Origin of the sequence: Paraburkholderia unamae, assembly GCF_003268775.1 — a bacterium.
Lineage (GTDB): Bacteria > Pseudomonadota > Gammaproteobacteria > Burkholderiales > Burkholderiaceae > Paraburkholderia > Paraburkholderia unamae.
Map to the genome: position 1 here is coordinate 204,698 of NZ_QLSU01000001.1, position 19,663 is coordinate 224,360.

Annotated in this window: 15 protein-coding genes; 8 read left to right on the top strand and 7 right to left on the bottom strand. The window is 66.0% G+C overall.

Going from position 1 to position 19,663, the window contains the following annotated elements:
• Nucleotides 1–56: 56 nt before the first annotated feature.
• Nucleotides 57–1,064: a sterol desaturase family protein gene (locus tag C7401_RS00855; protein WP_112169328.1), complete on the bottom strand. Its 1,008-nt coding sequence runs from the start codon at nt 1,062–1,064 to the stop codon at nt 57–59.
• A 13-nt stretch (nt 1,065–1,077) separates the two neighbouring features.
• On the bottom strand, nt 1,078–2,064 hold the full coding sequence (locus tag C7401_RS00860) for a YVTN family beta-propeller repeat protein (protein ID WP_112169330.1): 987 nt from the start codon (nt 2,062–2,064) through the stop codon (nt 1,078–1,080).
• A 237-nt stretch (nt 2,065–2,301) separates the two neighbouring features.
• On the opposite strand from C7401_RS00860, the gene C7401_RS00865 reads away from it, so the two are divergent.
• Together C7401_RS00865 and zwf are read left to right on the top strand one after the other, a co-directional pair.
• Entirely contained in the window at nt 2,302–3,627 is a 1,326-nt protein-coding gene (locus C7401_RS00865) for an Nramp family divalent metal transporter (RefSeq protein ID WP_112169332.1), read from the top strand.
• 268 nt (nt 3,628–3,895) lie between these two features.
• Nucleotides 3,896–5,371: a glucose-6-phosphate dehydrogenase gene (zwf, locus tag C7401_RS00870; protein ID WP_112169334.1), complete on the top strand. Its 1,476-nt coding sequence runs from the start codon at nt 3,896–3,898 to the stop codon at nt 5,369–5,371.
• Nucleotides 5,372–5,469: 98 nt separating this feature from the next.
• Here zwf and C7401_RS44790 read toward each other — a convergent pair whose 3' ends face one another.
• Both C7401_RS44790 and C7401_RS00875 read right to left on the bottom strand, forming a co-directional pair.
• Nucleotides 5,470–5,616, bottom strand: a complete 147-nt coding sequence (locus tag C7401_RS44790; RefSeq protein ID WP_181565467.1) for a hypothetical protein — start codon at nt 5,614–5,616, stop codon at nt 5,470–5,472.
• Nucleotides 5,617–5,681: 65 nt separating this feature from the next.
• Entirely contained in the window at nt 5,682–6,098 is a 417-nt protein-coding gene (locus C7401_RS00875) for a MarR family winged helix-turn-helix transcriptional regulator (RefSeq protein WP_112169336.1), read from the bottom strand.
• Nucleotides 6,099–6,262: 164 nt separating this feature from the next.
• Between C7401_RS00875 and C7401_RS00880 the strand changes: the two genes are divergently transcribed.
• Complete coding sequence (locus C7401_RS00880) at nt 6,263–7,327, top strand: alcohol dehydrogenase (RefSeq protein WP_112169775.1); 1,065 nt, start codon at nt 6,263–6,265, stop codon at nt 7,325–7,327.
• 68 nt (nt 7,328–7,395) lie between these two features.
• Here C7401_RS00880 and C7401_RS00885 read toward each other — a convergent pair whose 3' ends face one another.
• The gene (locus C7401_RS00885; RefSeq protein WP_181565468.1) at nt 7,396–9,390 is read right to left on the bottom strand and encodes a tetratricopeptide repeat protein; all 1,995 of its coding nucleotides are present in this window, start codon (nt 9,388–9,390) and stop codon (nt 7,396–7,398) included.
• A 161-nt stretch (nt 9,391–9,551) separates the two neighbouring features.
• Entirely contained in the window at nt 9,552–10,928 is a 1,377-nt protein-coding gene (locus C7401_RS00890; RefSeq protein WP_112169340.1) for an LLM class flavin-dependent oxidoreductase, read from the bottom strand.
• Between the two features lie 301 nt (nt 10,929–11,229).
• Between C7401_RS00890 and C7401_RS00895 the strand changes: the two genes are divergently transcribed.
• Nucleotides 11,230–13,362 (top strand): tetratricopeptide repeat protein, encoded by a 2,133-nt coding sequence (locus tag C7401_RS00895; RefSeq protein WP_258396784.1) that lies wholly within the window; start codon nt 11,230–11,232, stop codon nt 13,360–13,362.
• Between the two features lie 31 nt (nt 13,363–13,393).
• Here C7401_RS00895 and C7401_RS00900 read toward each other — a convergent pair whose 3' ends face one another.
• Nucleotides 13,394–13,612 (bottom strand): hypothetical protein, encoded by a 219-nt coding sequence (locus tag C7401_RS00900; protein ID WP_112169344.1) that lies wholly within the window; start codon nt 13,610–13,612, stop codon nt 13,394–13,396.
• Nucleotides 13,613–13,783: 171 nt separating this feature from the next.
• Here C7401_RS00900 and C7401_RS00905 point away from each other — a divergent pair, with 171 nt between their 5' ends.
• From C7401_RS00905 to C7401_RS00920, 4 genes are all read left to right on the top strand, one after another.
• Nucleotides 13,784–14,137 (top strand): DUF1330 domain-containing protein, encoded by a 354-nt coding sequence (locus tag C7401_RS00905; protein ID WP_112169347.1) that lies wholly within the window; start codon nt 13,784–13,786, stop codon nt 14,135–14,137.
• A 169-nt stretch (nt 14,138–14,306) separates the two neighbouring features.
• Nucleotides 14,307–14,726, top strand: a complete 420-nt coding sequence (locus C7401_RS00910; protein ID WP_112169349.1) for a hypothetical protein — start codon at nt 14,307–14,309, stop codon at nt 14,724–14,726.
• A gap of 78 nt (nt 14,727–14,804) precedes the next feature.
• Entirely contained in the window at nt 14,805–16,934 is a 2,130-nt protein-coding gene (locus C7401_RS00915; protein ID WP_112169351.1) for a phosphocholine-specific phospholipase C, read from the top strand.
• A 422-nt stretch (nt 16,935–17,356) separates the two neighbouring features.
• Nucleotides 17,357–19,630: a TonB-dependent siderophore receptor gene (locus tag C7401_RS00920; protein WP_112169776.1), complete on the top strand. Its 2,274-nt coding sequence runs from the start codon at nt 17,357–17,359 to the stop codon at nt 19,628–19,630.
• Nucleotides 19,631–19,663 lie beyond the last annotated feature (33 nt).

A 19,663-nucleotide genomic window follows, 5' to 3' on the forward strand; every position in this document is an offset into this window, starting at 1 on the left:
AGACCGCCTCGCTCAAGGGCCTGCAACGTGCGCCATGAAGATCGGCGCCGTGAAGATCAGCGCGCAGCGCCCCCCATCGGATAGCCCTTGCCCGCCAGCCGCCGCGCAATGCGCACGAGCGCGAGCCACTGTTGCGCGAGCAGGCCTTCGCCGTAGTTCACGCCCCGGCCGTGCGGCGCGGGCAACTGGTCGCGAATGCCGGTGGGCTCGTGTTCCTTGTTCCACGAAGCCGTGCGGAACATCATGTCCCACCACGGGAACAGCACGCCGAAGTTGCAACCGTAGCGCGTGCCTTCGTGGCCATAACCGATCGCATGATGGCGGCGATGAAACGCCGGGCTCACCGCAATGCGTTCGAGCAGCCAGCCGAACTCCAGCCGCGCGTTCACGTGCTGCACGCTCTGCATGAAGTTGCTCACGGCCACGAGCACGACGAACTGCGCGGGCTGCACGCCGATGAAAAGCGAAATGGCGGCAAAAAACGCGGCCTGCAAGATGTCGTCGAGAAAATGATTGCGATCGTCGCACCACAGCGACATCTGCTGCTGGCTGTGATGCACGGCGTGCAATTCCCACCACACGCCGAAGCGATGCTGCCAGCGGTGATACCAGTAGCCCGCGAAGTCGAGCGCGATCAGATAGATCAGGAACGACACGAGCGGCCTGTCGGTCACGCCGGGCCAAAGGCTGTCGACCTCGATGTTCGGGATGTTGTGGATCGCCATCAGGCTCTGCCAGTGATTGAACAATGGCGTGAGCAGGAAGAAGAACGCGATGTTGATGATGCCGAGCTTCGCGATCCACGTGTACCAGATGTCGGCGCGCAGCGCCTTGCGATCGCCCCATTGCTCAGCGGGGCGCAGCGCTTCGAGCGGACGCAGGATCACATACATCGCGACGATCTCCAGCACGCCCACGATCACCCAGTAGAGCGCGTCGTAGGTGTCTTCGTCGTAGCCCATCAGGCCGACCTTGTAGAAGATCGGCTGCACCACGTCCACGTAGACCAGCGTCTGGAGCCACGAAACGAGGTTGTCGGCCTGCGAAATCAACGTATCGATCATCGGGACTCCTGGATCAATCCGGGTTCGGCGCGTACACGGGCGCGCGATTCGCGAAGTAGATGCCGTGCGGCGAGCGGCCCACCGCGATGGTGTCGATCAACTGGCGCGTGTTCAGGTCGATGATGCCCACGTGCTTCGCGAAGCGGAACGTGACCCACAGGTAGCGCTTGTCGGCGGAAAGCTCCATGTCGTCGGGGCCCGGACGCAGGCCCGTGATGTCGCCGACCTTGGTAAGCGTCGTGTAATCGATGATGCTGATCGTGCTCTCCACGCGGTTCGAGACGACCACATGTTTGCCATCGTCCAGATTGCGGAAGTTATGCGCGCCGCGGCCGGTCTGGATCTTTTTCACGAGCGTGCGGTTGTGCCAGTCCACCACGGCCACATTGTCCTCGCCCGTCATGCCGATCAGCAGGTATTTGTCGCCGGGCGTCATCCACAGGCCCGCGGGCGTGCTGCCCACGTGGAGCTTCCAGAGCACTGTTTGCGTGGGTAGATCGATCGCGGCCACTTCGCCCGTGTCCTGGAGCGTCACGAACGCGGTCTTGTTGTCCGAGGCGAACGTGATGTGGCTCGGCGTTTTTGCCAGCGGAATACGCTTGGCGATCGTGAGGTTCTGGCCGTCGTAGCGATAGATGTCCACGCGGTCGAGCCGCAGGCCCGCCGTCACGAACCATTGATGGTCGGGCGAGAAGCCGAGCTGATACGGGTCTTCGATGCCTTCCAGGCGATGCTGGATCTGTCCCGTATGCGGATCGAGGAACAGCAGGTCGTTCGACACCGAATCGGCGACGATGAGCGACTTGCCGTCGGGCGTGATCATCAGATGGTGCGGTTCCTTGCCGGTGGGCTCGGTGCCGACCACGGTGCGGCTCGCTTCGTCGATGAGCGAGAGCTTCGCCTCGCCCGAGTCGAGCACGATGACCTTGTCGTCGGCGTGGGCGAGCGCGCCCCATGCGAGGCCGCCCATCAGCAGCGCGGCTGCGAGCGGTTTTTTCATGTGAACCGGTGTAAACGAAAAGATCGGGAATTCAGGCATTTCGTAAGGGAATGAGAGCAGCGAAGGCGCGCCGCGCCGGTTTGTGCTGAGATAGCGCCAAGGCAGGCGCGCGGATTGCCTGCTTAACGCATGAGGGCCCGATTTCGATGACGCCTATCCACCGTATTTGCGAAGGCTCGATGCGCGCATCATCGCTGCGGGCTGCGCGTACAGACCCTGAGTCGCGAGAGAAGTTGCATGGATCGTCGCGCCCGCGATGACCGCGCCGATCGCGCGCCCGACGGCCTCACGCGCAGTACGGCCGCCGCAGTGCGCGAAGCGCTCGAAGGACGCCGCCGCGGCATCGCCCTTCTGCTGCCGCTCGCCGGCCCGGCCGTGGTCGTCTCCGTCGCCTATATCGATCCCGGCAACTTCGCGACCAACATTCAGGCCGGCGCGCGTTACGGCTATGCGCTCCTGTGGGTCGTGCTGCTCGCCAACGTGATCGCCATGCTGTTTCAGGGGCTTTCCGCGAAGCTCGGCATCGCCACGGGCCGCAATCTCGCGGAGCTGTGCCGCGACAACCTGCCCGCGCCGCTCGTGTGGCTCATGTGGATCGTAAGCGAGATCGCGGCGATGGCCACCGATCTCGCCGAATTCCTCGGCGGCGCCATCGGCCTCGCGCTGCTCTTTCATTTGCCGCTGCTCGCGGGCATGGCCGTCACGGCCGTCGTGACGTATGCGCTGCTATTTCTGGAGCGCGCGGGCTTTCGTCCGCTCGAACTTGTGATCGGCGCGCTCGTGGGCGTGATCGGCATCTGCTACGTGCTGGAGCTTTTCATCGCGCCCGTCGAGTGGCCGAGCCTCTTGCGCCATCTCGCCACGCCGCGCCTGCCCGATGCGCAGGCCGTGACGATCGCGGTGGGCATCATCGGCGCAACCGTCATGCCGCATGCGCTCTTCCTGCACTCGGGGCTCACCCAGGCGCGCGTGCTCGCGCGCAACGCCACCGAACGCGCGCGTCTCGTCAGGTTTTCAAACATCGAAGTCGTGGTTGCGCTCTCCCTTGCCGGGCTCATCAACATGGCGATGGTGATCACGGCCTCGGGCGCGTTCCACCAGGGCTATGCCGACGTGGCCGAGATCGAGACCGCCTATCGCACGCTCGCGCCGCTGCTGGGCGCGGCGGCGGCCAGCATCTTTCTCGTGTCGCTGATCGCGTCGGGCATTTCGAGCTCGGTGGTCGGCACGCTCGCGAGTCAGATGATCATGCAGGGCTTCGTGAATTTTCGCGTGCCGTTGTGGCTGCGCCGCGCCATCACAATGGTGCCGAGCTTCGTCGTGGTGGCGCTGGGCGTGAACGCCACCGAGGCGCTCGTCATGAGCCAGGTCGTGTTGAGCCTGGCGCTGCCGTTCCCGATGGCGGCGCTCGTCTGGTTCACCTGCCGCGCCGACGTGATGGGGCAACATCGCAACCGCGCGATCACGGCGATCGGCGCCGTGGCGGGCGCGGCCGCGGTGCTCGCGCTCAATGTCGTGCTGCTGCTGGAGACCTTCGGCGTGGCGGTGCCGGGGCTCGCTTGAAGCCGATTAAACGTCAGGCGAATGTGGCAGGCGAATAAAGGACAAAGTCTGCATGAACGGCCGGTCGGTTTATCGCGGCGTGAGTCTCGCGCGACGCCCCCTTCTCGCCACGCGTGCAAACTCGCGCGAAACCATGCACCATTAGCGTTTTCGCCGCGCCCCGTTCAACGCCGGGGGCGCGGGTTTTGCAACCGCGCGCGCGAGCACGCGAGGTCCTGCCCCAAAGCTGACCGAGTGTGACCCGAGCGCGCGCCATCTCCGACCTGCCATGACGAATCAGCCTGCCCAAGCCTTGCCCGAACAGCCCGTCGACATGATCATTTTCGGCGGCGGAGGCGACCTGGCCGCGCGCAAACTGCTGCCCGCGCTCTACATGGCGCACCTGCACGGCAACCTGCCGCCCGAAACGCGCATCATCGCCGTGGGCCGCAAGAACTGGACGATCGACGACTATCGCAAGTTCATGGAGGAGCAGTCGCGTCCGTTCATCGACGCGAAAGCTTTCGACGCGCAAGCCTGGGACCGCTATCTGAACCTGTTCCAGTACGTGATCATCGACGTCAACGATTCCGCCAGTTACGCGAACCTGAAGGCGGCGTCGCGCGAGCATGCGCTGCGCGTGTTCTATCTCTCCACGTCGCCGGAACTGTTCACGACGATTTGCGACAACCTCACGGCAGGCGGCCTGATCGACAGCAGCTCGCGCGTGGTGCTCGAAAAGCCGCTCGGCCACGATCTCGCCTCGGCGCAGGAGATCAACGAGTCGGTGGGCCGCCATTTCGCGGAATCGCAGATCTACCGCATCGACCACTATCTGGGCAAGGAAACGGTGCAGAACCTGATGGTGCTGCGCTTCGGCAACCCGATCTTCGGGCCGCTGTGGCAGGCGCCGTACATCCGCAGCGTGCAGATCACGGTCGCGGAAACGGTGGGCGTGGGCAGCCGCGCGGGCTTCTACGACCACACGGGCGCGCTGCGCGACATGGTGCAGAACCACCTGCTGCAACTGCTGTGCATCGTGGCGATGGAGCCGCCCGTCTCGCTCGACCCCGACGCCGTGCGCGACGAAAAGCTCAAGGTCCTGCGCTCGCTGCGCCCCATGTCGCTCGCCGACATCGCACGCGACACCGTGCGCGGCCAGTATGCGGCGGGCGCGGTGGACGGCCAGCCGGTGAAGGGCTATCTGGAAGAAGACAACGTACCGCCCGACAGCAAGGCGGAAACGTTCGTGGCGCTGCGCGCGCACATCAACAACTGGCGCTGGGCCAATGTGCCGTTCTTCCTGCGCACGGGCAAGCGCCTGCAAAAGCGCCAGTCGGAAATCGTGATCGAATTCGCGGACCTGCCGTTCTCGATCTTCCCGAGCGGGCCGCGCCATTACGGCAACCGTCTCGTGATCCAGCTTCAGCCGGAAGAGTCGATCCAGTTGCAGATGCTCGCGAAGGAACCGGGCAGCGGCATGAACATGCTGCCCGTGAGCCTGAACCTCGACTTGCAGCAGGCCATTCCCGAGCGCCGCGCGGAAGCCTACGAGCGCTTGCTGATCGACGTGATTCGCGGCCGCCTCACGCACTTCATGCGCCGCGACGAACTGGAAGCCGCATGGACGTGGGTCGAACCGATCCTGAACGGCTGGAAGGAGCTGAACGACCGCCCGCGCAATTACACGGCGGGCACGTTCGGGCCGGCGGCGTCTTCGGCGCTGCTCGCGCGCGAAAACATGTCGTGGGCCGAGGAGATGTGACGTGAAAAACCGGTGAGAGCCGGTGAGAACCCGGTGAATGACCGCGAGCGCCGCGCATCGTGCGTGGCGCTCGCAGAACTATGCCAGGCGCAGCGTAGCTAATCGCCCGAACCGGGACGAAAGAGATCGAAACCGGCGAATACGATCACACCGCTTAGCGCCATCAACGGCACCGAATGGCGCCCGAGAACCAGAACAACGGCCGCAAGCCACGTCGAAATACAAAAAGCGCCGATGCGCCGCATGATGAAACTCCCTACTCTTTAATGCCCTTCTGATGCGTTGCCGCGCATACCGCGTGCCGCACCTTTCAGCCCAACGTCGCGCGCGCGGTGCGCAGCCGCGAGACGGTATCGACGAATGCCTCGCCGCCCAGCGTGCGCTTGATGCGGCTCGTCACGGTCGCACTCGCGGCGTCGAGCGCCACGCGAATGGCAACAGCCCGCGCCGTGGGCACGATCGCCACCTCGCGCCCGTCGTCTTCGGTGCGGCGGCGCTCGACATAGCCGCGCGCCTCCAGACCGTCGAGCACGCGCGTGGCCGTGGGCCGTGCGATGGCAAGCAGTTCCGCCAGCTCGCGTTGCAACGAACCGGGCCGCTCCAGCACGGCGCGCAGCATGAAACCCTGTGGCGGCGTGAGCTCGAAGCCCTCGAACGCTTCGGTCCATTCACGCTCCAGGCGCCGCGCGAGCGCCGTGGTGTTGAAGTAAAGGCAATGGTCGAACATGCCTGAAGCATATACGGATATCGTTAGCTATGCACCGATCTCCACAACCGGCACGCGGGGCAAAAATCGAACGATCGGCCGAATTTAGGTCGCATCCGTTATGATGCGAAAGGATCGTCATCGCCTGGCCGTCGTCCATCACATTCACGGAGACATCGATGCAAATGCGCTGTTACTGCGTTATCCATCACGGCAAACCGCTCGAACTCGTCGAGCGCGACGTGCCCGAGCCCAAGGGGACGGAAGTGCTGCTACGCGTGAAAGCCGCGGGCCTGTGCCACTCCGACCTGCACATCTGGGAGGGCTATTACGATCTGGGCGGCGGCAAGAAGCTCTCGCTCGCCGACCGCGGCATCAAGTTGCCGCTCACGCCGAGCCATGAAATCTGCGGCGAAGTCGTGGCACTGGGGCCCGACGCGCAGACCGCCGCCGAAGCGCTCGCGGCCGGCACGTCAGCGGTCGTGCATCCGTGGATTGGTTGCGGCGAATGCGCGGCCTGCAAGCGCGGCGAGGAAAACATCTGCGCGAAGCCGCAGTCGCTCGGCGTGCTGCGCGACGGCGGCTTCGCCGACTATGTGATCGTGCCGCACCCGCGCTATCTCGTGGATCTCGCGGGCCTCGACCCCGTGAAGGCCGCGCCGCTCGCGTGCGCGGGCGTGACGACTTATTCGGCAGTCAAGAAGTTCGGCGAGCGCATTCACGAAGGTCCGGTGGTCGTGATCGGCGCGGGCGGCCTTGGCATGATGGCGCTCGAAGTGCTCAAGGCGCTCGGCGCGCAAGGCGCGATCGTGGTGGACGTGGACCCCGCCAAGCGCGCAGCGGCGCTCGCGGCCGGCGCGCTCGCGGCCATCGACGCGCGCGCGGACGACGCCGTCCAGCAGATCATCGCGGCAACGGGCGGCGGCGCGCGCGCCGTGCTCGACCTCGTGGGCGCGACGCCCACCGTCAAGCTCGCGCTCGATGCGTGCGCGCGCGGCGGCCATGTGGTGATCGTCGGCCTGATGGGCGGCGACCTCACGGTCTCGCTGCCGATCATCCCCATGCGTCCGCTGAAGATCGAGGGGAGCTACGTGGGCACGCTGCCCGAGTTGCGCGAGCTCGTGACCTTGATGCGCGAAGGCAGGATGCAGCCCTCGCCCGTCTCGACGCGGCCGCTCACGGAAATCAACGAGGCGTTCGAAGCGCTTGTGCAGGGCAAGGTGGTCGGACGCCAGGTGCTCGTGCCCTGAGAGCGGCCGGGGTCCGTTGCGTGCGGTTCGGGCCGCACGCGCGAACTTGATCAGGAACGCAAACTGTTTTATTGCCTGAGCTTGCGTGCCATGCTCAGGCCTCGCGCCTTATCGCCCTTCCCCGCCACGCACGCCTGCAATGCGCGCGTCACGCGCGCGATCACCTCATTCCAGTCGCCGGGACGGACTTGCCGAAACAGACGCGCGTGCGGATACCAGGGCGTATCGTCCCGCTCGTCCAGCCAACGCCAGCAACCGTCGAAGCGCGACAGAATCCAGACCGGCTTGCCGAGCGCGCCCGCCAGATGCGCAACCGACGTATCGACCGTAATAACGAGGTCGAGACGATCGACGATAGCGGCCGTATCCGCAAAGTCCTGGACGTCGTCCATCACATCGTGCAGCCGCCACTGCGGCGCGAGCTTCTCGATCTGGCCGCGTGTCGTTTCGCCTTTTTGCAGGCTCACGAACGTGACGCCTTCGGTCTGGAGCAAGGGCAGCAAGGCCGTCGCGTCGAGCGAGCGGCGGCGATCCACGGTGGTCGCGCGCGTGCCGGTTTGCCAGAGCCGCGGATCCCCGGCCCACACGAGGCCAACCTTGAACGCGCCCGCGGGCACACGCGCATGCCAGGCATCGGCGCACGGCGCGGGCACCCGCACATACGGCACCGCTGCGGGAATGGTGCGCAATGTCGTGCCGAAGCGCCCAGGCAGGCTCATCATGAAGCACCAGTAATCGTGCTTGCGCATCGTGTGGTCCCCGGCGAGGGGAACGCAGGCGTCCACACCCTCCACCGTTTCCAGCAGCCGCTTCAGCGCGGGCGGGCACGCCACGCTCAGGTGAGCCACGCCGCGCTCCCTGAGCATGGGCAGGTAACGCGCAAACTGGAGGCTGTCGCCGTGCCCTTGCTCATGCAGGACGAGGAGCGACTTGCCGTCGAGCGGCTCGCCCTCCCATTGCGGAAATGGCAGATCCGGCACGACGGTATTGCGGCTTTTGAGGCCCGGGTCGTAGCGCGCCTCCCACAGCGGCCAGCCCTCCTCAAAGCGGCCCATGGCCAGCAGGCAGAGCGCGAGATTCATGCTGATCTGCGCCGATCCGGGCGCCCACTCCAGCGCGCGGCGATAGCACGATTGCGCCTCATGCATGCGCCTGAGTTCATAGAGCACGAAGCCAAGATCATTGAGCGTCGCGTGATTCTCGTGAAGCACGACCGCGCGCCGGTAGAACGCCTCGGCCTCTTCATGCCGGCCGGTTTCGACGAGGATAAAACCGAGCGAGGAGCAGAGATCGGCGTCATCCGGATGGATCGCCAGGGCGCGCCGGTACGCATCCTCGGATTGCGCCAGATCGCCCGATTCGAAGCAGGCCGCGCCAAGACCGCGATGCGCGTTCGCATCGCCGGGGCGCAACACCAGCGTCTGCTGGAAGGCGGCTTGCGCCTCGACCCATCGTCCGAGGCCAAAGAGCGCGCAACCCAGCGTGTGCTGGATGTCGGCGCTCGCGGGATCGATGTGGCTGGCCCGCCGGGCGCACGTTTCGGCCTGCGCGTGCCGATCGAGCTTGTTGAGAAGGCAGGCAAGATCGTTGAGGATCACGGCATCGTCGTCACGCAGGGCCAGCGCGCGGCGATAGCAGGCTTCGGCCTCGTCATATCGCTCGCGCATGTGCAGGAGCCACCCCAGGTTGCGGTGTCCGTCTGCACTTTGCGGATCGATGGCAATCGCCCGGTTGAACGAGGCTTGCGCCTCGCACAAGTCGCCCAGTTCGTACTGCACGTTGCCGAGGTTGTTGTGCGCCTGCGCGTCTTGCGGGTCCGCTTCGACCGCTCGCCGCCAATACGCCGCCGCCTCGGGCTTGCGGTTCAGGGTGACGAGACAAATCGCGGCGAGATTCAACGCCTGCACGTTGGACGGCTGCGCGAGGATCAGGCTATCCAGCTGCGCCAGTGCCTGCGCGCTGCGTCCGCCGGAGAAGAGTGCAAACGCGGCTTCGTAGGGGTCCGCCGCATCCGGCGCGGGGTCGTGTGCGGATCGTGTCGTGTCTTCGGTCGATGCATTCAAGGTGGCGCTCCTCGCGCCGCAGTCGGCAAGATACCTGCCCCTGCGGCCAAACCGGGAGTTTCGGCGCACCGGCCGGATCACGCCGGATTGGCGACACCTTCAATGATTTGCATCAAGCTTCACATCGTGGAGATTCGCATTCGACGTCGCCCCGTGCAACGTCACGCGCCCGACTCGACCGCTTCCTCGCGCACGTGACGCGACTCCGGCCGCTTCAAGCCGAGATGCTCGCGCAGGGTGCGCCCCTCGTACTCGCTGCGAAAGAGCCCGCGACGCCGCAGCTCGGGCAACACCAGTTCGACGAAGTCGGTCAGCGAATCGGGCAGCAGCGCGGGCATGACGTTGTAGCCGTCCGCGCCGTAATTCACGAAGCGCTCCTCCAGCGCGTCGGCAATCTGCTCCGGAGTCCCAACCAGTTGCCAGTGCCCGCGCGCGCCCGCCACGCGCAGAAACAGCTCGCGGATCGTGAGGTTTTCGCGGCGCGCGAGCGTCAGCGTGAGCGCCTGTCGGCTCTTGCTCGCATTGGTTTCCGGCAGCTCGGGAATCGGCCCGTCGAGCGGGTAGCCGGAAAGATCGAAGCCGCCCGTCAAGCCGGAGACCATCGCGAGCCCCACCGCCGGATCGATCAACGCCTGCAACGCCTCGAACTTCTCGCGCGCTTCGGCCTCGGTGCGCCCGACGACCGGCATCACGCCCGGCATGATCTTCAGGTCGCCCGGATCGCGCCCGTACTGCGCCATGCGGCCTTTCACGTCGGCGTAGAACGCCACGGCGTCCGCCAGCGTCTGCTGCGCCGTGAAGATCACCTCGGCCGTGCGCGCGGCGAGCGCCTTGCCCGCCTCGGACGAGCCCGCCTGCACGACCACGGGCCGCCCCTGCGGCGCGCGCGCCACATTCAGCGGCCCGCGCACCTTGAAGAACTCGCCGCGATGCCCGAGCACGTGGCGCTTCGCCGGATCGAAAAAGCGGCCGGCGGCCTTGTCGTGCAGGAAAGCGTCCTCGTCCCAGCTATCCCACAGTCCTTCCACGACTTCGGCGAACTCGGCCGCGCGCTCGTAGCGCGTCGCATGCGCGAGATGCTCGTCGAAACCGAAATTGCGCGCCTCGTGCTCGTTCGACGACGTGACGAGATTCCAGCCCGCGCGCCCGCCGCTGATGTGATCGAGCGAAGCGAACTTGCGCGCGATGTGATACGGCTCGTTGAAGGTCGTGGACGCCGTGCCAACGAGCCCGATGTGCTGCGTCACGGCCGCGAGCGCCGAGAGCAGCGTGATCGGCTCGAACTGCGCGACATAGCTGTGCGCGGTGCGGCTCAGGAAGTCGGCGTTGTCGCCGCGCGTGCCAGAGCCGTCCGCGAGAAAAACCAGATCGAATTTCGCGGCCTCTGCGGTGCGCGCCAGTTCGGCGTAGTGACGGAAATCGCTGCCCGCGTTGGCGTTCGCATGCGGGTGCCGCCATGCGGCGATATGGTGACCGGTGGGATAGAGAAAAGCGCCGAGGCGCAGTTGACCGCGCCGTGCTCCAGCAGGTTGGCTCATGGTGAAAAACGCTGCGCGTGAGGGAAAGGATCGCCCCATTCTCGTGCGTGCGCCTGCACCCCGCCACGAAGAAATCGGCACATCGATATGCCCGCGCGCGCAAAACGGCTTGCGGGCTTCGCTGCAAGGCAATCGCAAGCCTCGGCCGGCCGGGCGCTTCAGTGAAGGCGCTTCATCCGTCGAATAAGCGCGACGTATGCGCTCAGTTCCGCCCGCTGCCCGAGCGGGAGCTGTCGTAAGCTCACCGTGCCCCATTGTTCCTGCCTGCGACGCACGCGTGGCGCCCACTACGACTTTGACCGTGACCACTACGACGCCCCTCGCGCCCGCCCTCGACGACCTCCTGCGCGAAGCCAATGCGCTGTGCGACGCACACCGCTTCGCCGACGCGCTCGCGCTGCTCGCCCCTGTGACCGGCGAGCACGCGGGCGACGACGACGCGGCGCTCGCCCCGGCGCTCAGTCTCGCCGCGCTCGGCGCGATGGGCACGGGCGACGCGGCGCGCGCCCAGGCGCTCTGGGAGCGCTGCCTTGCGGCGCAGCCGGACTTCGCGCCGGCGTATAGCGGCTTTGCCGCGCTGCTCGCGACGCTCGGCAGCCTCACGAAAGCCCAGGCGCTCTACGAGCGCCTCCTGAGCCTGACGCCCGACGACATCGACGCACGCAGCAACCTCGGCGTCGTGCTCCAGCGCCAGGGCCAGCACGCGCAGGCGGAAGCCACGTTTCGCGCCGTGCTCGCGCAACGCCCCGATCACGCCGATGCCCACTACAACCTCGGTCTCCTGCTCCAGACGCAAGCCCGCCACGAGGAGGCCGAAAGCGCGTTGCGCGCCGCCATCGCCGCGCACGCGCGCCACGCCCACGCGTACAACGCACTGGGCACGCTGCTGCGCGATCAGGGCCGCGCCGAAGAGGCCGCCGAGGCGTATCGCCAGGCACTCCTGATCCAGCCGCAGTATCCGGAGGCGCTCAACAATCTCGCCATGCTGCTCAAGTCGGCCGGACGGCTGGCCGAAGCGGAACTCGCGGCGCGCCTCGCGCTGGAGATGCGGCCCAATTTCGTCGATGCCCTCAACAACCTCGGTTGCGTGCTCACCGGTCTCAAGCGCCTGCCCGAAGCGGAGGCCGCGTTCCGCCAGACGCTCGCGCTCGCGCCGAACCACACCGAGGCGCTGTACAACCTCGGCGTCGTGCTCCACGCGCTCGAGCGGCTGCCCGAAGCGGAAGCCGCCTACCGCGAGACGCTGCGCCGCTTGCCGGGCCGCACCGAAGCGCACAACAACCTCGCTTGCGTGCTGCTGGCGCTCGGGCGCCGCGGCGAAGCGCTCGACGTGCTTCACGAAGCCGTGGCCGCGCGGCCCGATTTCGCCGAGGCGCACTTCAATATCGCGAGCCTGCACAAGGAATATGGCAGGCTCGACGAAGCGGAAGCCGGCTACCGCCGCGCGCTCGCCGCGAACCCCGAATACGGCGACGCAAAATTCCGCCTCGCCACCCTGCTCATCAGCATGGGGCGTTTCGAGGAAGGCTTTGCGCGCTACGAGTGCCGCTACACGATGCCGGGCTTCGTGCACAACGCTTCACAACGTCTGCTGAAGTGCCACGCCTGGCAGGGTGAGCCGCTCGCCGGCAAATCGCTGCTGCTGTGGCAGGAAGACGGCCTCGGCGACATGCTCCAGTTCGGCCGCTACGCGCGCGTGCTCAAGGCGCAGGGCGCGGCGCACGTGGCGTTTGCCTGCCAGCCGCCGCTGCATCGGCTCCTTGGCGGCGTCGAAGGCGTCGACGCCGTGCTCGACCACAATGCGGCCGCAGCCGCTTCCGGCGAGTTCGACTGCTGGGTGAGCCCCATCAGCGTGCCGCATCGCCTCGGCACGACGCTCGACACGATCCCCGCGCCGCTCGCCATCGAACCCGAACCCGCGCTCGTCGAGCACTGGGGCGCGCGCCTCGCCACGCTCGCGCCGGGCCCGCGCATCGGGCTCGTCTGGAAGGGCAACCCGAAGCACTCCAACGACGCGCACCGCTCGCTACCTTCGCTCGCCGCGCTCGCCCCGCTCTGGAACGTGCCGGGGCTGCGGTTCGTGAGCCTGCAAAAAGGTCAGGGCGAAGACGAGGCGATCAACGCGCCGGCGTGGCTGCCGATGCTGCACCTGGGTTCGGACGTGCGCGATTTCGTCGATACGGCGGCCATCGTCGCGCAGCTCGATCTGGTGATTTGCGTGGACACGTCCACCGCGCATCTGGCGGCCTCGCTCGGCAAGCCGTGCTGGGTGTTGCTGCCGCAGTACGACCCGGACTGGCGCTGGATGCACGAGCGCGAGGATTCGCCGTGGTATCCGGGCACGATGCGCCTGTTCCGCCAGCGCATGGACGAGCCATGGCCGGCGGTCGTGGAACGCGCGCGCGTGGCCTGCCAGGCATGGTTCGGGATGTGATGGCGGGCGCGTGCCAACGCGCCGCCGCGCCTCAGTCCCACATGTTGCGAAACGCCACGGCGACGATCACCGGCACGCACATCACGAGCGGAATGGCGAAGTACGGCACCTCGAGGTCGACGACCGCTTTGTAGATCACCCAGCCAACGCCAAGCGCGAGCGTGAGCACGCCCACGAGCGCCGTGAGAGTGTTCAGCAGCCATTTGGGCGGCTGTTTGCGCGCGGGTTCCTTCGTGGGCGATGGTTTCATGGTGGTGGCGATAGCGAAAACGTCTCGATGCGGACTTCGGATGTTTCGTATTTTACTCCGCGCGTCGCACCCGGCGCGGCGGCAACATGACTTCCGAGGTAATCGATTCGCGGCCCGGCGCGGCCTACTCTCATGAGCATCAACCACCGCTGCACGCTCACGAGGACTGCCATGACCGCCTATGCCATCGCCCATCTGCGCGACGTCGAACCCTGCCCCGCCATCGTCGAGTATCTGGAGAAGATCGACGGCACGCTCGCCCCTTACGGCGGCCGCTTCATCATTCACGGCGGCCGTGTCGAACGACTCGAAGGCCGGTTTTCGGGCGACCTCATCATGATCGAATTCGCGAGCCGCGAACGGGCGCGCGAGTGGTATCGATCGAGCGCGTACCAGGCCATCCTGCCGCTGCGCGCGGCGCACTCGCGCGGCGAAGTGTTCCTGATCGATCAGGTCGACATGCCCCACCGCGCCACCGACGTGCTGCGCCGAGCGCACGACAACGACGAGCCCTCCGCTGTCTGAGCGAAAAGCGAAAGCATTTCGTTAGAAAGCAATCGGCAGTGCAAGACTTCCACCAGGCACGTTTGCAAAGCAATTTTCCTCGCTCGCAAACGTTTTCGCGCATTTCACAATTCTTTCTTCATCAGCGACGAAACTGTGCGCGACTCATCCCCACAGAACGGATGCGCACATGAGATTACGCCTGCTTGCCCGCGCGTCGACGCCCCTGTCGACCGCGACAGTCGTTGCGCTCGCAACAATCATGCTCACGGCATGTGGTCCCGGCGCCGGTGCGCCGGCGGCTTCGGACTCGTCTGCCGCGCCGCAAAGCCAGAGCGCCGCCGCGCCCTCGCCGTTCGCGCGTAGCGCGGCGGCGACGCCTTTGCCGGACGCGAGTTCTCCCGCCAGCGCCGCGGCAACGCCCGCCTGGGGCGCGAATGCGTCGAATGCGGCGAACGCCGCGAGCGACCCCGTGCAAAGCGCGCAAGCGAGCCTCGCCGCCGACAGCGATCAGGTCACGCCGGTCATGAGCTACGCGCCCGGAGACGGCGCGCAGACCGAGGCCAGCAACGGCAACGACGCCAGCAGCCCCGTCACGTCCAGCCATTGAAACACCGCACCTGTGTGCACTTGCGCCGGTACCTCGCCCGGCATGACACTCCAACCTCAAGCAGAAGGGTGAACAACAATGACGTCAACCAGCCGTCGCCGTTTCCTGCAAACCGTTGCGCAGTCGGGCGCCGCAGCCGCCGCGATGACCGTGCTGCCCGAGTCGATCCGCAATGCGCTCGCCATACCGGCCAACTCGCGCACGGGCACGATCCGCGATGTCGAGCACATCGTCGTGTTCATGCAGGAGAACCGCTCGTTCGACCACTACCTCGGCCATATGCGCGGCGTGCGCGGTTATAACGACCGCCTGCCGGTTCCGCTGCCCGGCGGCCTGCCCGTGTGGTATCAGCCCTCGAAGGAGGACGCCACGAAGCCCGTGCTGCCGTTCCACCTCGACACGTTCAAGACGAGCGCGCAGTGCGTGGGCGACCTCGACCACTCGTGGTACCCCACCCACTACGCGATCAACAACGGTCTTTACAACCAGTGGCCGCAGTACAAGACCGACATGACGATGGGCTATTACCTGCGCGCGGACATTCCGTTCCACTACGCGCTGGCCGACGCCTTCACCGTGTGCGACAACTACTTCTGCTCGCTGCCCGGCCCGACGCACCCGAACCGCGCCTACCTCATGACCGGCATGGTCGACCCGAGCGGGACGATGGGCGGCCCGCTGCTCGACAACAACGACTACGTGGACAACGACGTGCCGCCCACGTACCAGTTGCTTTCGTGGACGACCTACCCCGAGCGCCTGCAAGCCGCCGGCGTTTCCTGGCAGATCTACCAGCAGGGCACGAACGGCAGCGACCCGCTGAACGGCAACTACGGCACCAACATCCTGCAAAACTTCGCGAACTTCATCAACGCGCAGCCGGGCTCCGCGCTTTACCAGCGCGCGCAAACCGTGCGCACGATCGCCGACCTGAAAAACGACGTACTCCAGAATAATCTGCCACAGGTCTCGTGGCTGCTGCCGCCCGCGGCGTTCTCGGAGCACCCGAAGTACACGCCGGCCTACGGCGCGGAATACACCTCGCAGATTCTCGATGCCCTGACTTCGAACCCCGAGGTCTGGAGCAAGACCGTGCTCTTCATCATGTACGACGAGAACGACGGCTTTTTCGACCATATCGTGCCGCCGCAGCCGCCCACGACGTCCACGCAGGGCAAGTCGACGGTAAGCGTGGAAGGCGAGATTCACAACGTGGTCAACCCGCTGCGCGGCGGCAAGTACACCGCCGACGGCCTGCCCTATGGTCTCGGCCCGCGCGTGCCGATGACGGTCGTCTCGCCGTGGACCAAGGGCGGCTTCGTCTGCTCGCAGGTGTTCGACCACACCTCGGTGATCCGCTTCATCGAGGAGCGCTTCGGCGTGCAGGAGCCCAACATCACGGCATGGCGCCGCGCGGTGTGCGGCGACCTCACGACGTGCTTCGACTTCCGCACGCCCGACGCCTCGATGCCCTCGCTGCCCGACACGAGCAGCTACATGACGCTCGCGGACAACCAGTGCTCGGCCAACTCGGCGCCCACGGTGCCGGCCACGCCGCTGCCGGTCGACGCCCAGGAACCCGGCGTGCGTTATGCGCGTGCGCTGCCGTACGAACTGCACGTAAACGCCAGGCCCGATGCGAAGGCCAACACGCTACAGATCACGTTCGCGAACACGGGACGCCAGGGCGCGCACTTTCACGTGTACGGCACGAACCGCACCGACGGCCCGTGGCGCTATACCGTGGAAGCGGGCAAATCGCTCGACGACACGTGGGACCTGAGCGCGACCAACGGCGTCTACGCATTTGAGATTCACGGCCCGAACGGTTTCGTGCGGCGCTTCGCGGGCACCGCCGCGCAAGCGGGTCCGGGCAACTCCGGCCGCGCACCGGCGCCCGCCGTGACGGCGCACTACGACGTGGCCAACGGCAACCTTTTCCTCAAGTTCTCGAACCCGGGCAGCAGCGTCGCGCACCTCAACGTGATCGACAACGCCTACGGCGCGCACGAGCGCAACGTGGTCGTGCAGCCCGGCGCGCGCATCGAGCAGGCCTGGATCCTCGCGTCGAGCCATCACTGGTACGACCTCACGGTCACGAGCCGCGACGATGCCGCGTTCGCCTGGCGCTTTGCCGGTCACATCGAGAACGGCAGGCCGAGCATCAGCGACCCGGCGGCGGTCGCGCCCGTCACGCACCTGGGCTGACAGCGCCCGGTCAGACACGTCCTTCAGTTCCTGTTCGCTTTCCCTTCTCGCGGCGCCTTCGGGCGCCGTTTTTTTTGCGCGGCTGAATGCGCAAATGAGGGGCAAATGAGGGGCAAATGCGGGGCAAATGCGGGGCAAATTCGCATCGGATGCCCGGCCGCCCGGCGGCTGGCCGGCACCGCGGCAGTCAAGACGCATAAATGTGCCTCTTGCGCAAGCTCCGACCCACCCGCTGCGGCGAATTTGCAACCTTACCGGCAGCTTGACGCTTTCGATTGTGGATGCGAATCATTTGCATTAACATTTGCCGCGCTTTCAAGGCACTTTCGATGCAGCTTCGATCTCCTTCGATCCGCTTCGATCCTGTTGCGCATCGGAAGCGCCTTTCGCCGGATATCTCGCGCTTAATTCATCACAAGAACATGCACATTCCTGCCGCCGCCCGCCGCTCCCGCCTCGACACCGTTCCTTCCCGCTCACGCTCGGCGCTTGCGCGCCCTCCGGCGCGCCGCGCGCAGCTCAGCGCCGCGCTGCTCGTGAGCGTGGGCGTCACGCTCACCACGCTTTCCGCATCGGGCTGGGCGCAGGACAATGCGCAACTGGCGCAAGCCGACGCACAGACCAAAGCACAAACCGGCACCGCAACCGAAAACACCCAGGCGCTGCCGACCGTCAAGGTCAACGCCGCGCGCGACAGCCAGGCCGCCTCGCCCGATCGCGTGAGCGCGGGCGCGCTCGGCAACCGCAGGCAGGTGGACACGCCGTTCTCGACCAACGTGGTGACGACGGAAGAAGGCAAGGACCGCCTCGCCTCCACGGCCAACGACCTGTTCAAGTACGACCCGGCCGTGACCGATGTCGGCAACAACATGACCGGCGAGAACTCGGCCTTCAGCATTCGCGGCCTGCCGGTCGACATGCTCAACGGCGTGAAGGTGGACGGCCAGAACTTCCCCTCGTGGGACACCGAGCTTTCGCTCGAACAGTTCGAGCAGGTGGAGATGCTCAAGGGGCTTTCGGGCTTCATGTACGGCTTCAGCAACCCGGGCGGCATCGTCAACTATGTGCTCAAGCGCCCGACCGACGACCCGTACCGCAGCTTCTCGATCGGCTATCAGTCGGCGGGGGTGTTCAGCCAGAAGATCGACCTGGGCGGGCGCTTCGGTCCCGACAAGCAATTCGGCTATCGCCTCAATCTCGTCAACGAAGACGGCAACACCGCCGAGGCGAACGGCCACGTGCGCCGCCAGGTGGCCTCGATCGCGCTCGACTACCGCATCACGCCGGACCTCACGTGGACCGTCGACGCGTTCTACCAGAAGCGCAAGACCAACGGCACGCTGTTCGGCCTCTACTTCGGCTCGGACGAGAACGGCAATCCGCTCGGCATTCCCGATGCGAGCAAGGTCACGCATCAGCTCACGCAGCCGCAAAACTGGTACGAAACCGAGATCGCCTCGTTCGGCACCGGGCTCGACTACCGCATCTCGGAGAACTGGCACGCGAACGTGAAGTATCGATTCGCCAAGGAAAACCGCTACAACTCGGACAGCCTGCTCTACGTCTTCAACACGCAAGGCGACTACTCCAACACGCTCTATGCGGCGCTCACGCGCTACTTCTATCAGAACGTGGACGCCAACGTGCAGGGCAAATTCAATACGGGCCCGTTCAAGCATGATGTCGTATTCGGCGCGAGCTACCAGTCGCAGCAGAACGAATACGACAACAGTGAAGGCTGGAACGAGGGCTATCCGCTCGGCATCGGCAACATCTACGGCAGCACGTTGCTCACGAACGACGCCGTGCATATCGGCGAGAACCTGTACCGCCACGAGGTCACCACGCAAACCGCGCTCTACGCGAGCGACACCGTGCAGTTCACCTCGCGGCTCTCTGCGCTGCTCGGCCTGCGCTACACGCAGTTCCGCGACACGACCTACAACCCCGATCAGTCGCAGGCATCGAGCTATAGCGCGAACCCGGTCACGCCCACCGCCGCGCTCATGTTCAAGCTCGACCCGGACTCCACGCTCTACGCGAGCTATGTGGAAGGCCTCCAGCAAGGCGGCGCGGCGAGCAACCTGAACGTCAACTATCCGCAGACCTTCGGTCCGCTCAAGAGCAAGCAGTATGAAGTGGGCTTCAAGGCCGACCATCGCGGCTGGGGCGCCAACCTCGCGCTGTTCCGTGTCGACCAGGGCTACGAGTACACCAACTCGGCCAATGTCTTCGTGCAGAGCGGCACGAAGCGCTACGAAGGCGTGGACGCAAGCGGCTGGCTGCAACTCGCCCAGGACTGGCGCGTGATGGGCGGCGTGATGTGGCTGGACGCGAAGGCGGTGGACGTGGACGACCCGAGCGTGGAAGGCAAGCGCGTGTACGCCACGCCGCGCTTCACGCTCACGGGCCGCGTGGAGTACAACCCGTCGTACCTGCGCGCGCTGACCGTGGCCTTCGGCGGCAAATATGTGGGCAATATGGCCGTGGATGCCGCGAACACCCAGTTCGTCTCCGCCTATACGACCTGGGACCTGAGCGCGAAATACGAAACCCAGGTGGCCGGCAAGGACGTCACACTGCGCGCGGGCGTGAACAATCTGTTCAACCGGCGCTACTGGACGGCGGCATGGGGCTATTACGTGATGCCCTCGGCCACGCGCACCTTCGTTGCCAACGCAACGCTCGAATTCTGAGCGTTTTTTAGCCGACCGATGCGCCGGTTCTCA

What these genes read in the sequence shown, in the direction of transcription:
- C7401_RS00855 (WP_112169328.1), bottom strand. Translation starts at nt 1,064, where the DNA reads ATGATCGATACGTTGATTTCGCAGGCCGACAACCTCGTTTCGTGGCTC.
- C7401_RS00860 (WP_112169330.1), bottom strand. Translation starts at nt 2,064, where the DNA reads ATGAAAAAACCGCTCGCAGCCGCGCTGCTGATGGGCGGCCTCGCATGG.
- C7401_RS00865 (WP_112169332.1), top strand. Translation starts at nt 2,302, where the DNA reads ATGGATCGTCGCGCCCGCGATGACCGCGCCGATCGCGCGCCCGACGGC.
- zwf (WP_112169334.1), top strand. Translation starts at nt 3,896, where the DNA reads ATGACGAATCAGCCTGCCCAAGCCTTGCCCGAACAGCCCGTCGACATG.
- C7401_RS44790 (WP_181565467.1), bottom strand. Translation starts at nt 5,616, where the DNA reads ATGCGGCGCATCGGCGCTTTTTGTATTTCGACGTGGCTTGCGGCCGTT.
- C7401_RS00875 (WP_112169336.1), bottom strand. Translation starts at nt 6,098, where the DNA reads ATGTTCGACCATTGCCTTTACTTCAACACCACGGCGCTCGCGCGGCGC.
- C7401_RS00880 (WP_112169775.1), top strand. Translation starts at nt 6,263, where the DNA reads ATGCGCTGTTACTGCGTTATCCATCACGGCAAACCGCTCGAACTCGTC.
- C7401_RS00890 (WP_112169340.1), bottom strand. Translation starts at nt 10,928, where the DNA reads ATGAGCCAACCTGCTGGAGCACGGCGCGGTCAACTGCGCCTCGGCGCT.
- C7401_RS00900 (WP_112169344.1), bottom strand. Translation starts at nt 13,612, where the DNA reads ATGAAACCATCGCCCACGAAGGAACCCGCGCGCAAACAGCCGCCCAAA.
- C7401_RS00905 (WP_112169347.1), top strand. Translation starts at nt 13,784, where the DNA reads ATGACCGCCTATGCCATCGCCCATCTGCGCGACGTCGAACCCTGCCCC.
- C7401_RS00910 (WP_112169349.1), top strand. Translation starts at nt 14,307, where the DNA reads ATGAGATTACGCCTGCTTGCCCGCGCGTCGACGCCCCTGTCGACCGCG.
- C7401_RS00915 (WP_112169351.1), top strand. Translation starts at nt 14,805, where the DNA reads ATGACGTCAACCAGCCGTCGCCGTTTCCTGCAAACCGTTGCGCAGTCG.
- C7401_RS00920 (WP_112169776.1), top strand. Translation starts at nt 17,357, where the DNA reads ATGCACATTCCTGCCGCCGCCCGCCGCTCCCGCCTCGACACCGTTCCT.